We start from the raw sequence: 14,404 nt of genomic DNA, 5'->3' as shown, positions 1-14,404 counted from the left end.
ACGCTATCGATCCGGAGTTCGCGGACCTACCGTTGACGGCGCTGGCGGAGGCGGCCCTGTCGGCGGCCCGCGCGGCGGGGGCCGAACACGCGGATCTGCGGGTACACCGGTTGTGTACGCAGACACTGCGGTTACGCGACGGCCGGGTGGAGGCGCTCACCGATACCGTCGAGCTCGGGTTCGCGGTCCGTGTCATCGTCGACGGAACCTGGGGTTTCGCCTCGCACGCGGCACTGACCCGGGAGACCGCGGCCGAGGTCGCGCGCTCGGCGGTGGCTGTGGCGACCACCCTGCGCGCGCTGAATCGGGAACGTGTCGAGCTCGCCGACGAACCCCGCTACGAGAACGCGCGCTGGATCTCGGACTACCGGATCGATCCGTTCACCGTCGGTTCGGCGGACAAGGTAGCGCTGCTCCAGGACTATTCGGGCCGGCTCACGGCCGCCGACGGCGTCGATCATGTGACCGCGACCCTGCTCCAGGTCAAGGAACAGACCTACTACGCCGACACCGCCGGCTCCTCGATCATCCAGCAGCGGGTGCGCTTGCACCCGCAGTTGGAGGCGATCACTGTCGATACCGCCTCGGGCGGTTTCGAGACCATGCGCACCTTGGCGCCGCCGGTCGGCCGCGGCTGGGAGTACCTCACCGGCGCCGACGGAGCCTGGGACTGGGATACCGAACTGGCCCGGATCCCGGAATGGCTGGCCGAGAAGGTGAAGGCGCCGACCGTCACCGCGGGGCCGACCGATCTGGTGATCGACCCGACGAACCTGTGGCTCACCATCCACGAATCCATCGGTCACGCCACCGAGTACGACCGGGCGATCGGTTACGAATCCGCCTACGCCGGTACCTCGTTCGCGACCCCTGATCTATTGGGTACCTTGCGATACGGCACACCGATCATGCACGTCACCGCCGACCGTGTGCAATCGCACGGGCTCGCGACCGTCGGTTACGACGACGACGGGGTGGCCGGTCAGCGCTGGGATCTGGTGCGCGACGGGGTGCTGGTCGGCTATCAACTCGACCGGGTCTTCGCGCCACGGCTGGGGCTGGAACGTTCCAACGGATGTTCCTACGCCGATTCCCCGCATCATGTGCCGATCCAGCGGATGGCCAATGTTTCGCTGCAACCCGACCCCGATGTCGATACCAGTACGGCGGAGCTGATCTCACGGGTATCCGACGGTATCTATATCGTCGGCGACAAGAGCTGGTCGATCGATATGCAGCGCTACAACTTCCAGTTCACCGGGCAACGTTTCTTCCGGATCCGCGGCGGTGAGCTGGCCGGGCAATTGCGCGATGTCGCCTATCAGGCGACCACCACGGATTTCTGGGGTTCGATGGAGGCGGTCGGTGGTCCGTCGACCTGGCAACTGGGTGGCGCGTTCAACTGCGGTAAGGCTCAGCCCGGCCAGGTGGCGGCGGTGAGTCACGGTTGCCCGTCGGTGCTGGTGCGCGGAGTGAACGTACTCAACACCCGGACGGAGGCAGGGCGATGACAGTGACCGGTGCGGGTGTGCTGCCCGCGGGCGCGGTGGTCGAGCGAGCGCTGGCCGCGTCGCGGGCCGACGAGGCGATCGTCATCGTCACCGACGAATACGAGGCCTCGCTGCGCTGGGCCGGGAACTCCATGACCACCAACGGCGCCTCGATATCGCGGCGCTGGTCGGTGGTCTCGGTGTTCCGGGACGGGCCGCGTTCGGCGCGGGTCGGCAGCGTGGCGTCGACCAGCGTCGACCCCGCCGATATCGAGGCCGTGGTGCGGGCGAGCGAGGAGGCCGCCCGGACGGCCGAACCGGCCCGCGACGCTATGCCGCTGCCCGAGTCGGGGCCGGGGGCCCCGGATTGGGAGCAGGCGCCGGCCGGTACCGGAATCGAAGTGTTCACCGACCTCGCCGCCGATCTGTCCACCGGTTTCGACGGCGCCGACCGCCTCTACGGTTTCGCGCATCATCAAGTGCAGACCACTTGGCTGGGCACCTCCACCGGTGTCCGGCGCCGCTACACCCAGCCCACCGGGTCGGTGGAGATCAACGGCAAACGCGGTGACGGAGCGGACCTGGCCAGCGCCTGGGTCGGCGCGGGCACCACCGATTTCACCGATGTGGACACTCCGGGGCTGCTCGCGGAACTGGCCCGGCGGCTGGACTGGTCGGCGCGACGGGTGGAGCTGCCGGCCGGACGCTACGAAACGCTGCTGCCGCCGTCGGCGGTCGCCGATCTGTTGATCTACATGTACTGGTCGATGGAGGGCCGGGGGGCGCAGGAGGGCCACACCGCCTTCGCCGCCGCCGGTGGCACCCGAGTCGGCGAGAAGCTCACCGATATTCCGCTGACGCTGTTCTCTGACCCCGAGGCTCCGGGTTTGCAATGTCTGCCCTTCGTGGCCACCCAAGCGTCCTCGGAGACGGTATCGGTCTTCGACAACGGGCTGCCCGCGCAGCGGGTCGACTGGTTGCGCGACGGAACGATCTCCGACCTCGTGTACCCGCGGGCCACCGCCGCCGATTACGACGCCGCCCCCACTGTCGCGGTGCAGAACCTGGTCCTCACCGGCGGTTCCGCCGCGACGCTGGACGAGATGATCGCCCGGACCGAACGCGGGCTGCTGCTGACCACCCTCTGGTATATCCGCGAGGTCGACCCGGCCACTCTCCTGCTCACCGGCCTCACCCGCGACGGCGTGTATCTGGTCGAGAACGGCGAGGTCACGGGGGCGGTGAACAATTTCCGATTCAACGAGAGCCCATTGGACCTGCTGCGCCGGGTCACCGAGGCCGGGGCCACCGAGCCCACCCTGCCCCGGGAGTGGAAGGACTGGTTCACTCGCACTGCCATGCCGCCACTGCGGATCCCGGATTTCCACATGTCGTCGGTGAGCCGAGCGACCTGAGCCCGGCCCGACGATTCCGTTCCGGGGCACGGGCGGCACATACGGCATGCCCGAACGGTGTGAGTCGCGGCGGACAGTGGCGGTGTTTTCGTGATGCCGATTGGCGCCGATCACGAGGTTCTGCGGGCGTGCGTGCGGCAGGGACGGCTCGGGTTACCGACGCTGGGCCGAGCGCGGCACAGCAATCGGTGGCGATATCCGTCGATCCGGTTACCTGCTGAAACGTTGCCTGATGCGGCGACCCAGGCGTGCCGGCTCGGCTTCAGAGGCGCTGAGTCCCCCACTGCACGAGCTCCTCGACAGGGATGTTCCATGCTCGCACCGCGGAGTTGGGGACGAACGTCGTGATTTCTGGAAGGTCCTCCAGGTCCGCGACCGTGGCGAGGAAGTGGAGGTATCTGCCGTCCTCGAGCCGGGTCGAGAAGGGTTGCTCACTATCGTCGGGTCCGGTCTCGAACAACAGCTCGGGCTCATCGGCCAGCCACGGTTCCAGCAGATCCTCAGCTTGGGCGAAAGAGACTCCGGTCAGCCAGTCCCGTTGCGGCTGTCCTGTGACGTAACCGTCGATCACGGAGAAGCAGAGAACCGACCAGTCTTCGATATCGCTTGCTCGGCACTGGACGGCCAGTCCTTCGATGTCGAAATACTCCACCTCGGGATCCGGATCGCCCGCAGCCAAGCTGACAGAGCCGCCGTCGATGTCCTGTCCGTCGGCACCGAACGCCCCCAAGGCGGAGTCCACCTCTTCGGCGAACCTGCGATACTCCTCGAGTGTGAAGAATTCACACCAGTCCGGAACTGCGTCGCGCGTGAGGGGCGGGTCTGCACGCTCGGCATGCCGGCAGGCGGCCCGCAGCGGGGCAACGGATTTCTGCAGGGTGCCCCGATCTCGGTCTCGGACCAGCTGACGCAGATAGAATTCCGGGATCACACCTGTCGTGAACTCCGCCGGGGTGTTGGAGCGGATGACCGGGGTGCGGTTGTAGGGGTTGAGGTCGTCACCTGCACGATCCTGATAACCCCAGCGGGCCGGGGTGACACGCAGCAGGACTTCACCGATGTATCGCACCGTGCCGGTGGTGAACTCCGCGTTGTCCTCGATGTCGAGGGCGGCCTGGTCCGGATAGCGCGCGAGCACGATCGGTTCGAGCGCGTCCAGGGAGTCGAGGGTGAAGTCGAAAGGAAAGTCCGCGGGCAGATGGGAGCGGCGCCACTGCGCCAGCGCACTTCCCATGTCGGCCAGCCAGCTGTCCAGAAAGACGCGCGCCGGCTCGGTCATGTCCTTGCGGTCCTCGGCCATGTACGCCTCGGGGCGGTCATCCTCATGCACGATATCCATCCTCGCGTACTGCCGGCGGTTTCCCATCTTTGAGTAGCGCGCTCGGTCTCTGACCCGAACGTCGGTCGATGCTCCGACCGTGCCCGGCGATCATGCTGGTATCCGGACGAAAACACCGCCACTCAACGCTGCGAGTCACACCCGAACGGCATGCGGCGTGCCGGTCACCACAACGTCAAGCTGCCACGGTGAGGACCCGGGGGCCGTCCGCGGTGATGGCGACGGTGTGCTCGGAATGAGCCGTGCGGGAGCCGTCGGCGGAGCGGATGGTCCAGCCGTCCGCGTCGGTGACGATCCGGTCTGTCGTCGCGGCGAACCACGGTTCCAGGGCGAGGGTAAGGCCGGGCCGCAACCGGAAGCCCCGGCCCGCGCGCCCGGCGTTGGAAACGTGCGGATCCTCGTGCATGGTCCGGCCGAGCCCGTGACCGCCGAATTCGGTGTTCACGGGATAGCCGTGGGCAGCGGCGACGGCCGAGATGGCGGCCGAGATATCACCGATCCGGTTACCGGGCTGCGCGGCTTCGATCGCCGCGGCCAGGGCTTCCTCGGTGGCCCGCACGAGGCGCGAATCCTCGGCGTCGGCCGTCCCGACGATGACGGTGGTGGCTGCGTCGGCGACCCAGCCGTCGATACTCAGTGCCAGATCCATGGTCAGCACATCACCGTCGTTCAGGGTGTAGTCGAAGGGCAGACCGTGCAGAACGGCATCGTTGACCGATAGGCAGACCGTATTGCGGAACGGCCCGCGCCCGAACGAGGGCGCGTAGTCCCAGTAGCACGACACCGCGCCCCGTCGCCGGATCCGTTCGCGCACGATCAGCTCCAGGTCCAGCAGATTCACGCCCACGGCCGCGGCCGCGCGTAGTTCCGCCAGGATCTCCGCGACGAACGCGCCCGCGACGCGCATCCGCTCGATCTCGTCCGCCGATTTCAACTCCACCATCACAACCTCCACAGTCTATGGTATTTCTATACCGTCCTTGCGGTACATTAATACCACTCCTAGAGTGGAGCACATGGTCCGCCTACCCCTCACCGCTACCCAGATCGACGCCGGCCGCCGCCTCGGACTCCGATTGCGCACCGCCCGCGGGGGACGTGACCTCGCCGAGGTCGCCCGCGCGGCCGGTATCTCCCCGGAAACTCTGCGCAAGATCGAAACCGGCCGCCTTCCCTCACCGGGCTTCGGCACCGTGGTTTCGCTGAGCCGGGTCCTCGAACTCCCCCTCGCGGAGCTGGCCGAGATCTGGACCGCGGACAACCTCGCCGAATCCGCCTGACCGGTCGGGCACAATTCACCACGGCCGGCTCGCCCGGCGTCACCATGGCTACATCCGGTGACAATCGGGTTCACCGGTACGGGCCGCGAGGCTTCCGGATCGGCGAGGTCGCTCCCGGGCCCCGCACAGCGTGCCGGCGTCGGCCGTCGGCGTAACCTGCGCCCACCGTGTACCCCGACTCTTCCGCTGAGCACGACCCATCGCGGCCCGGCTCACACGACGGTCAGTACGTCGTCGAGCGTGACCAGTGACAGCGCTCGCTCGCGAACGATATCCACCAGCTGCCTGTAGCACCGGGTGACCGGCGGGAAGTTCGCGTGCCCGATGACGATCGTCTGCGGGTTGAAATATTTGTGCGCACACTCGACCAGATATTGCTCGGTGATCAGGCCGGAATCCGACAGCGAGCCGTACCACATGACCGGGACGGTGTACCCCAGATCGCCCGCTATCCGATCGACCGTGGCATTGTGCCGACCGAACGGCGGTCGATAATAGGGCGCGCCGGTCACTCCGAAAGTATTGTGCAGGAACAATTTACAGCGCGACAGCTCATCCGCGACGGTGGACTCCGAGACCGCGGTGAGGTCGGCGTGCGCCCAGGTGTGGTTGGCGAGCTGGATCTGACCGGCCTCAACCAGGGGACGCAGTTCGTCCCGGTGCACATGCCAGGAGTCGTAACAGGCGGTGACGAAGAAGGTGAGGCGGGCGCCGGTATCCCGGGCGAACCGGATATAGGCGCCGACGACCTCGGAACTCACCCCGTCGTCCACCGTGAGCGCCATACTGCTCCCCGGCCCCGGAAGAGCGGTGATGGTGCCCGCCGGAATCGGCCTACGCGGACCACCGGGTGGCGGCCGCAGCAGCGGAGACGGCGGCGCAACGGGCGGATCCACCGCTTCCGGTGCATACACCTCGTCTGCCACGGCCGATTCACCCTGCGCGGCGTGACACCCGGTCAACACCGCCGCGGTGCCCGCCGCCAGCAACGACAACATCCGACGCCTGTCCATCGCCACCCCGATCGAATCGTGCTACCGACAAGATCCATTGACGTGCGGTCGAGCGTTCCGGACTCTACCGGCGCGGTCGGAACGGACCGCGGACCGCCACGCAGGGGTTTCGATGGCGAAGCGACGAGCTGGGCTCCCGGCTCACGCGAACCGGGAGTGCGTCGGCCGGGTCAGCGGTGGTCGAACCCGCCGTTCTTCGCGGCGCTCAGGAACGCATCCCACACGCCGGGAGCGAAGACCAGAGCGGGACCATCCGGGTTCTTGCTGTCCCGCACACCGACCATGCCCCGGATGAGGTGGGCGGCTTCGACACAATCCTGCCCACCGGCGCTCCGCGAACTCTTGAACCACTTCGCGTCGGACAGATTGATCATGATCCGAACTCCTTCAGTGCCCGTAGCATCAGGTCCCTGGATGCCATCGGGGACAACGCTACACGGCGGATCAGGCTTGCCTCGCGGGAAAAACGGGACACCTCGGCATCTCGTTCCACGTACAGACCGCCGGTGAGGCCCTCCATATAAGCCACTGGCGGCGTTCCCAGCCTCGAAGTGGGCAGCGGCGGAAAGCTGAAGAGCACAAAGCTGTTTGCGACCAAGCCCACCGGGTTCGCTTCACCGAACGGCACGACCCTGATCTCCACGCCGGGGGCTTCCGACAGTTCCAAGAGGTGTCCGATCTGCTCGGAGATCACCGACGAGCTGCCCACGCGGCGTCGAATCACCGATTCGTAGAGAAGTGCTTCGAATCGGAAACCCTCGCGCTCCAGCGAATTCTGCCGCTCCGTGACCAAGTCGAGTTGTCGCTCAACCTCGGCCGGGGAGCCGTTCGGCAGCAAAGCCCAGGTCAGAGCTCGGCGATATTCCCGTGTCTGAAGCAATCCCGGGACCACTGTGGTCTGCCACGATGTCACCCAGGTAGCCGCCTCCTCGAGCGCCAGATAATGGTCGAAACCCTGAGCGATTGCATCGGAGTAGGCCCGCCACCAACCTGCACCCGAGGCCGTGGTGGTCCTGATCTCCACTGCGAGATCCAGCAGCAGACGGCGCTCTTCGTCAGTGGCCCGGAAAGCATTGGACAAGGCGTTGAGGACGAGGTCGGTCACTTTGGTCACCAGACCGTCCTCGAGGCGTCCGTAGGTCTGCGGACTCGTCTCGGCCACCCGGGCCGCCGCCGCCTGACTCATATCGTTGCGTTCCCGCATCTTTCGGAGCTGCTGCCCCAGCGCTCGGCGCGGCAGCATGGATCCTGCGGCCATAATCGTTTCCCTCGCTAACCGGTTGCTCGAAATATGGAATGCCCCGCCGTGGAAGTACGGGGGGTTCGGCGAATTCGACCACGATGCCGCTGCGAAAAACGGTGCGGCAACGCTCTACTGAACAGGCGCTCGGTGCAGGCCCTCCCCCGATGCAACGGGGGAACATCGACTCGACGCCCGGAATGCCGAGAGCAGATGGTCCGTATCGGTCACCTCGATACTCCTGTCGGACCCTGCACCGAGTGCGCACCAGAACTATGCCAGGAGAAATACCGCCGTGTCACGCGATCGCCCACGCAATTCGATCGAATTACGTACTACTACAGGTCTTCTCGCATTGAGTGGAATGGTCGCCGGGTCGGCTCATACCGCATCGAGACCGCCCCGACCCGAACTCCAGCCGGTCCATACCGCCGATCGAAGTGGGATCTGCTCGTGCACTTTCGACCCGTCCGGTGCAGTCGATCTCCATATCGGGATCGGCGGCGATGCGAATGAGGCCACCTGGCGCGTCGGCACGTTCCTCGGTTGTCTCGGCCAACTCCTTGTACCTGTCGACGTACCTGTCGACTAGGACGTAGCACCCGCCTCGACTCCCGGACGTGATTCGGCCGACGATCCCGTAGAACCGGCTTGATATCGGCCACCCGCGCGCCGGGATTCGCCTTCACCGCTCCGGTGGCGCGATGCCGATCACGCGGGCTCAGTGCTTATGTTTGGAGGTGGTGGGCTTGCTCGGCTTCTTCTTGCTGTTGTTCTTGCCGTCGCTGTCGGGTTCCCATTCGTAGCCGGGAGTTCCTTTCTCGCAGTACGAATCGGCGACCCTGGTATCGGTCGCGTCGAATTCGCACCAGCGGTCACTGCTACAGGCGACCGAACCCAGACCGGCCGCGAGGGCGATCACCACAGTGCCCGTGACAGTGCGCAAACGGGTGCCGGAATACATTTTCTCTCCTGGGTTTTCGGACGGATTACGGATATGCGTGCGGATCAGGGGGTGAGCCGGAGGCGGGCCACGACGGCGCGGTGGTCCGTACCGGCGAGGGTGAACGTGCTGATGTGATCGGTGGTACCGCCGGATACCAGAATATGATCTATACCGATCAGCGGCCCCCACGGTTTATCGGCCGGATAGGTGAGCAGCCTTCCCGCTCCCGCTTGTTCCGCGGCGGCCGCGAAATCTCCGCCCACCAGACGCCGGAATGCCGCGTGGTCGCTGGTGGCGTTGAAATCGGCGCCGACCACCGCCGGGCCGCTCGATTCCCGCAGAATCGTGTCGACCGCGCTCATCTCCCGCGCCCATATCTCCGTGTCCGCTGTGGGCGGCAGCGGGTGGAACGCGTAGACCGTGACCGGTCCGAGGGCGGGATGGGTGAGTGTCGCGGACAGATTGCCCAGGACGAACTCCTGGTGCCGCACCGGATCCGACAGCGGGAAGCGACTGTAGATGCCGGTGCCCCCGCCGCCGGGACCCGGATCCAGATAGCTGTACGGCAGGAGATCGCCCAGACCGTCCGCCGTCAGCGCGTCGACCGCTTCGGGAGTGAGTTCGTCCACGGTGAGCACATCGACGGTGCGTTCACGGACCGCGGTCACGAGCGCGTCGGTATCCGCACCGCCGAACAACAGATTCGATTGCAGCACTGTCAGTTCGGCGCCGGTGGCGGCCCGGCTGTCCGGGACGAACAGCGGCAGCTGGGTCCACAGCACCCCGGCGAGCACGACCGCCGCCGCCGCGGCGCTGCGCCAGCCGCGCGCGGTCAGGAACAGCAGCAGCGCGATTACGGTCGCGAGCATCAGATAGGTCGCGCCCGAGGCCAGCAGGATCAGTTCCCGGCGCTGCCAGCCCCCGAGGTAGAGGGCGATCCCGAGCACCCCGGCCAGCAGCGCACACCAGCCCGCGCCGAGCAGCACCCGGCGGACAATTCTGCGCGTCATAGCCGCAAATCTATCCGGCGCGCTCGAGAGAACCTTTCGAAGACCTTGCAGTCACATCGGACCGGTGGTCAGAGAGCCCCACCGGCGTCGATCAACTGAGTAGTCCCGGTGGTGTAGCGGGCCTCGTCGGAGACCAGGTGCAGCACTGTAGCGGTGATGTCCTCCGGTTCCAGGGCCGCGACCGGGAGCCGGTTGAGAGTGCGGGCCGCTTCTTCGAAATCGGCACGGTCCGGGTCGGCAAGGTCGGGACGGAAGAGGCGATAGGTCGCGTCGTTGAGGATCATTTCCGTGGCCACGGTTGTCGGGTGCACGGTGTTGACCCGGATATTGTGCGGGGCGAGTTCTTTGGCGAGTACTTTCATCAGCATCACCAGACCGGATTTGGCCGCCGAGTAGTGCGCGGTGTACTCGTTGGCGTGGAACGCGGCCAGCGAACTGGTGATCACCACGGAACCACCGCGGCCACCATCGATGACATGTGGAACAGCGGCCTTCAGCGACTTCCACACACCGGTGAGGTTGATATCGATCATGTCCTGCCAGACCTCTTCGCTCATTTCCAGAGTCGGAGCGGGGCTGGAGATACCGGCATTGGCGACCACGATATCGAGGCGGCCGAACGCGTCCACGCCCGCGGCGACCGCCGCGGACAGGGCGGTGAAATCGCGAACGTCGGCGTCCCGGGCGACGATACGGCGACCGGTGGCCTCCACCAGCCGCACCGTTTCCGCGAGGTCATCGGCACCGGCCAGCGGATAAGGGACTGTGTCGACCCGGGCGGTCGTATCGACGGCGACGATATCGGCGCCCTCCTGAGCGAACCGCACAGCATGCGTCCGTCCCTGGCCCCGCCCGGCGCCGGTGATGAAGGCGACTTTGCCGTCCAATTTGCCCATGAGTTACTCCGTATCCGCACCGAATGCTGATCGTCTACCGTAGAACCGACGATATGACAGCCACTGCCGAAAGTCGATGGCCCGCTGTGCCCACGAGCGGCAACCCGGGCGCAACCTTTCCGGCGCCGAATCACCTATGCTCTCGGTGCCCGCAGCGCAGCGGAACCGGCCGAACCACCACCCGAGCCGACGCTTCTCGATCGCCCCTGCCGTTATCTGCCGAACTGCTTGGAGCAATACCATGAACACGCCGCCCGACCCCGTGCCCCCGCAGGTGCCCGGACGGGGCGACGAACAGCGTGTCGCGCTGTATTCCGCCGAATTCGCCGCCGATCCACACCGCGGGTACCGGGAGATGCGGAAGCGCTACGGCGCACTGGTTCCCGTGGACCTGGCACCCGGAGTACCGGCGACACTGGTGATCGGCTACCGCGCCGCACTGCGCATTCTGAACGACCCCGCACGGTTCCCCGCAGATCCCCGCCGCTGGGAGAAGACCGTCCCCGCCGACTGTCCGGTACTGCCGGTACTGCAGTGGCGCCCGAACGCTCCGCGCAGCGCCGGCGCCGAACACGCGCGCTACCGGGGCGCCACCACCGCCGCCCTGAACGGGGTCGACCTGCACGCGCTGCGCGGTACTGTCGAACGCTTCGCGGTACCGCTGATCAATTCGTTCTGCGCGGCCGGTTCGGCCGATCTCGTCGCCCAGTACGCGTTTCCGCTGACCTTCGAGGTCATCAATGCGATGCTCGGCTGCCCGCCGGATATCAGCGCCCGCGCCGCCGCCGCGACCGCCGCCATCTTCGACGGGGTCGACGCGGAGAAGGGCAATCTGATGTTCGGGGAGGCGGTGCAGGAACTGGTGGCCGCCAAGAGGACAGAACCGGGCGACGATGTCACCACCCGGTTGCTGCACCACCGGGCCGGACTCGACGAAACCGAGATGACGCACCAGGTGGTCGCCCTCTACGGCGTCGGTATGGGTCCGATGCAGAGCCTGATCATCAACACACTGTCGCTGATCCTCACCGACGACAGATTCGCCGACGAAATGCACGGCGGCGCGCTGGCGACCCGGGACGCCCTCGACGACGTGCTCTTCGACGACCCGCCCCTGCCCAATGCCAGCGTCACCTATCCCCGCCAGCCGATCCTGGTCGACGGTGTCTGGCTGCCCGCGCACCAACCGGTGGTGATCAGCCTCGCCGGATGCAACGACGATCCGGAGATCCGCGCCGGCGACCATACCGGTAACCGGTCCCATCTGGCCTGGGGCGCCGGGCCGCACGCGTGCCCGGCGCAGCCCACCGCCTACCTGATAGCGCAAGAGGCCATCGACCAGTTGCTCGACGCACTGCCCGAGATCAGGCTGGCGGTGCCGGCGGACGAGCTGGTCTGGCGGCCGGGCCCACTGCATCGCACCCTCGTGGAATTGCCGGTCACCTTCCCGCCGACACCACCACTGCTGTTCGGCTGAACCCACAGGTCATCTGGCAGCTACCCCGCCACGACCGGGAATCAGCGTCAGGACGGCCACGGCCGCCGCGCCCGCCGCACCCCAGAACAGCACGGATAATCCGGCCCCGTCCAGGACCACCCCGCCGAGAAACGACCCCAGCGCGATACTTCCGGTGAAAGCGCCGACGAACAGGCCGGTGACAGCTTCCCGCCGATCAGGTGCGGCCTGAACCGCCCAGAGGGTGGCACAGACCGAGACACCGCCGTAGGACAGCCCCCACAGCACCAACACCGCGCCGGCACCGAACGGAGCTTTCCCCACCGCTGGTAGCGCCAGCAGCGCACCGGTCATACCGATCGCCAGCACGAGCAGTGTCGGCCGGACCCACCGCGCCGCGGCGGCGCCGGCGGCGAAGTTCGCAACGATCCCGAAAACCCCGTACACGAGCAGCAACAACGAGATACCGGAACCGTGCACACCCGACAGCGTTTCCAGCGCGGGCCGCACATACGTATAGGCCGCGAAATGCGCGGAGACCACGAGGATCACCGCGATCAAACCCCACCGGACCGCCGGAATCGCCAGCAGTGAACGGAAGTTGCCGGTTGTCCCGGCGCCATGTTGCCGCGCCAACGGCGGCAGAAGCGCCGCGAGCCCTGCGGCGAGCACGACAGCGGCCAGCGCAAGCGCACCGAAGGCGCTGCGCCAGCCCGCGATATCGCCGAGGAAGGTGCCGAACGGGACCCCCAGAACGGAGGCCACCGCGACACCGCCGGTGACCGTGGACACCGCGAGACCTACTCGGTCCGCCCTGACCAGCCGGGTGGCGGACGCTACCGCCAGTGCCCATACGGTGGCCATCGCGAAGCCGACGATGATACGGCCGAGCGCGAGCACCGCGAAACTCTGAGCTGCCGCGGTGATCAGATTACCGGTGGCCAGCACAAGAGCCGCCGCCACCAGAACACCACGCCGGTCCAGCCCGCCGATCGCCCGAGGGACGAAGGGAGCCGCGAACGCGGCCACGACACCGGTGATCGCCAGGCTGAAGCCCGCGGTTCCCGGCGAGATACTCAACCCTTCCGACATCGGGGTCAGCACGCCGACCGGAAGCATCTCCGAGGTGACGACCATGAAGGTGGCCAGGGCCAGCACCACGATCGCGGGCCAGCGGTCGGTGGGATCGGCGGGGCGTGCCCGCGATTCACTCATAGTGGACATGAATCCAGTCAAGAGCGACCGCCGTCGCGGAACAACAGCGATCATCTCATTGTTCGATCAGTTGAACTGATCGATCCCGCGACGGAAGGAGCGGCATGCCGGACCTTCCCGTGCGTGAGCTGGAGTGCCTGCTGATACTCGCCGAAGAACTACACTTCGGCCGGACGGCACAGCGACTGCGGGTCTCGCAGAGCCGGGTCAGCCAACTCGTCGCCGCGCTGGAACGCAAAATCGGGACGCAGCTCGTGGACCGCACCAGCCGCCGGGTGGCACTCACCGATGCCGGCGCCGAATTCGTGGACCGGATGGGCCCTGCGTACACCCGGTTGGCCGAGGTAGTCGACACTGCGCGGCAGCACGCCGTGCGGGCCGACCCGATCCGCATAGGTTTCCAAGGCATCGCCTACGAGACGATCACCGCGGGTCTGACCCGCTTCGGCCGGGAGAACCCGGATGTGGCGCTCTCACTGCGAGAGCTACCGCTCGGCGATCCCTTCGGGGCTCTGCAACGCGGTCACATCGATGCCGCCGTAGCGCTGCTGCCGGTGCGGGAGCCGGAGCTTTCGGTCGGCTACATCTTCCCGCCCGCGCCCCGGATGCTGGCCGTCGGGAACGGTCACCCCCTGGCGGGTGTGGAGCGTATCGACGCCGAAGCGCTGGCCGCTGTCGATCTCGTAGCGGTGGACGGCCCCGCCCCCGAATACTGGCAGGATGTGCACTTCCCGCGTTTCACGCCGCTCGGGAAACCGATCACCGGAACGGTCGATGCGGCGACGCTCCAGGAAGGGCTGACTCTTGCCGCGACCGGACGGTACGCGATGCTCGTCTGTAGCCCGGTCGCCGAGCGGAACCCGCGGTCCGACCTGCGCTACGTCCACGTCACCGGATTCGACGAAGAATCGCGACTCGCGTTGATCTGGCGGACCACACCCCCGTGCGCGCACCTGACGAAGCTGGCGGCATTGCTCCGGAAACCGATGCGTACACCCGGACCCGGGCAGCTCGCCACGGCCGGCGCGGTACCGTCGGCCTCGGATAACGGCCACCGGCAAGATCCGTGAGCGGCGCGTACCGATCGGCGTATGTGACGTCGTA

General features: G+C 66.9%; 14 protein-coding genes. 5 read left to right on the top strand and 9 right to left on the bottom strand.

Features of this window, described 5'->3' with window-relative positions; all coding sequences use genetic code 11:
• Nucleotides 1–5 precede the first annotated feature (5 nt).
• Nucleotides 6–1,511: a TldD/PmbA family protein gene (locus tag OG405_RS07265; protein WP_327152256.1), complete on the top strand. Its 1,506-nt coding sequence runs from the start codon at nucleotides 6–8 to the stop codon at nucleotides 1,509–1,511.
• Nucleotides 1,512–1,528: 17 nt separating this feature from the next.
• Nucleotides 1,529–2,905: a TldD/PmbA family protein gene (locus OG405_RS07260; RefSeq protein ID WP_442790734.1), complete on the top strand. Its 1,377-nt coding sequence runs from the start codon at nucleotides 1,529–1,531 to the stop codon at nucleotides 2,903–2,905.
• Nucleotides 2,906–3,167: 262 nt separating this feature from the next.
• Here the strand turns inward: OG405_RS07260 and OG405_RS07255 are convergent, their stop codons facing one another.
• A complete protein-coding gene (locus OG405_RS07255) occupies nucleotides 3,168–4,235 on the bottom strand; it encodes a hypothetical protein (RefSeq protein ID WP_327150847.1) in 1,068 nt (355 codons plus the stop codon).
• Nucleotides 4,236–4,419: 184 nt separating this feature from the next.
• Entirely contained in the window at nucleotides 4,420–5,187 is a 768-nt protein-coding gene (gene map, locus OG405_RS07250; protein ID WP_327150846.1) for a type I methionyl aminopeptidase, read from the bottom strand.
• Nucleotides 5,188–5,260: 73 nt separating this feature from the next.
• Here map and OG405_RS07245 point away from each other — a divergent pair, with 73 nt between their 5' ends.
• Nucleotides 5,261–5,524, top strand: coding sequence for a helix-turn-helix domain-containing protein (locus OG405_RS07245; protein WP_327150845.1), 264 nt, complete (start codon nucleotides 5,261–5,263; stop codon nucleotides 5,522–5,524).
• Between the two features lie 212 nt (nucleotides 5,525–5,736).
• On the opposite strand, the gene OG405_RS07240 is transcribed toward OG405_RS07245, so the two are convergent.
• From OG405_RS07240 to OG405_RS07215, 6 genes are all read right to left on the bottom strand, one after another.
• Complete coding sequence (locus tag OG405_RS07240; RefSeq protein ID WP_327150844.1) at nucleotides 5,737–6,537, bottom strand: polysaccharide deacetylase family protein; 801 nt, start codon at nucleotides 6,535–6,537, stop codon at nucleotides 5,737–5,739.
• A gap of 170 nt (nucleotides 6,538–6,707) precedes the next feature.
• Nucleotides 6,708–6,911, bottom strand: coding sequence for a DUF397 domain-containing protein (locus OG405_RS07235; protein ID WP_442790672.1), 204 nt, complete (start codon nucleotides 6,909–6,911; stop codon nucleotides 6,708–6,710).
• On the bottom strand, nucleotides 6,908–7,780 hold the full coding sequence (locus tag OG405_RS07230; protein WP_327152254.1) for a helix-turn-helix domain-containing protein: 873 nt from the start codon (nucleotides 7,778–7,780) through the stop codon (nucleotides 6,908–6,910). Before OG405_RS07230 ends, OG405_RS07235 begins: the two co-directional genes overlap by 4 nt.
• 718 nt (nucleotides 7,781–8,498) lie before the next feature.
• Nucleotides 8,499–8,741, bottom strand: coding sequence for a hypothetical protein (locus OG405_RS07225; RefSeq protein ID WP_327150843.1), 243 nt, complete (start codon nucleotides 8,739–8,741; stop codon nucleotides 8,499–8,501).
• 44 nt (nucleotides 8,742–8,785) lie between these two features.
• On the bottom strand, nucleotides 8,786–9,733 hold the full coding sequence (locus OG405_RS07220; RefSeq protein ID WP_327150842.1) for an endonuclease/exonuclease/phosphatase family protein: 948 nt from the start codon (nucleotides 9,731–9,733) through the stop codon (nucleotides 8,786–8,788).
• Between the two features lie 68 nt (nucleotides 9,734–9,801).
• The gene (locus tag OG405_RS07215) at nucleotides 9,802–10,629 is read right to left on the bottom strand and encodes a mycofactocin-coupled SDR family oxidoreductase (protein WP_327150841.1); all 828 of its coding nucleotides are present in this window, start codon (nucleotides 10,627–10,629) and stop codon (nucleotides 9,802–9,804) included.
• Between the two features lie 241 nt (nucleotides 10,630–10,870).
• On the opposite strand from OG405_RS07215, the gene OG405_RS07210 reads away from it, so the two are divergent.
• The gene (locus OG405_RS07210; protein ID WP_327150840.1) at nucleotides 10,871–12,106 is read left to right on the top strand and encodes a cytochrome P450; all 1,236 of its coding nucleotides are present in this window, start codon (nucleotides 10,871–10,873) and stop codon (nucleotides 12,104–12,106) included.
• Between the two features lie 9 nt (nucleotides 12,107–12,115).
• Here OG405_RS07210 and OG405_RS07205 read toward each other — a convergent pair whose 3' ends face one another.
• Entirely contained in the window at nucleotides 12,116–13,309 is a 1,194-nt protein-coding gene (locus OG405_RS07205; protein ID WP_327150839.1) for an MFS transporter, read from the bottom strand.
• 95 nt (nucleotides 13,310–13,404) lie between these two features.
• On the opposite strand from OG405_RS07205, the gene OG405_RS07200 reads away from it, so the two are divergent.
• Nucleotides 13,405–14,370 (top strand): LysR family transcriptional regulator, encoded by a 966-nt coding sequence (locus tag OG405_RS07200; RefSeq protein ID WP_327150838.1) that lies wholly within the window; start codon nucleotides 13,405–13,407, stop codon nucleotides 14,368–14,370.
• Nucleotides 14,371–14,404 lie beyond the last annotated feature (34 nt).

It is taken from the genome of Nocardia sp. NBC_01329 (assembly GCF_035956715.1).
GTDB lineage: Bacteria > Actinomycetota > Actinomycetes > Mycobacteriales > Mycobacteriaceae > Nocardia.
This window is presented reverse-complemented; position numbering and strand designations above follow the sequence as displayed.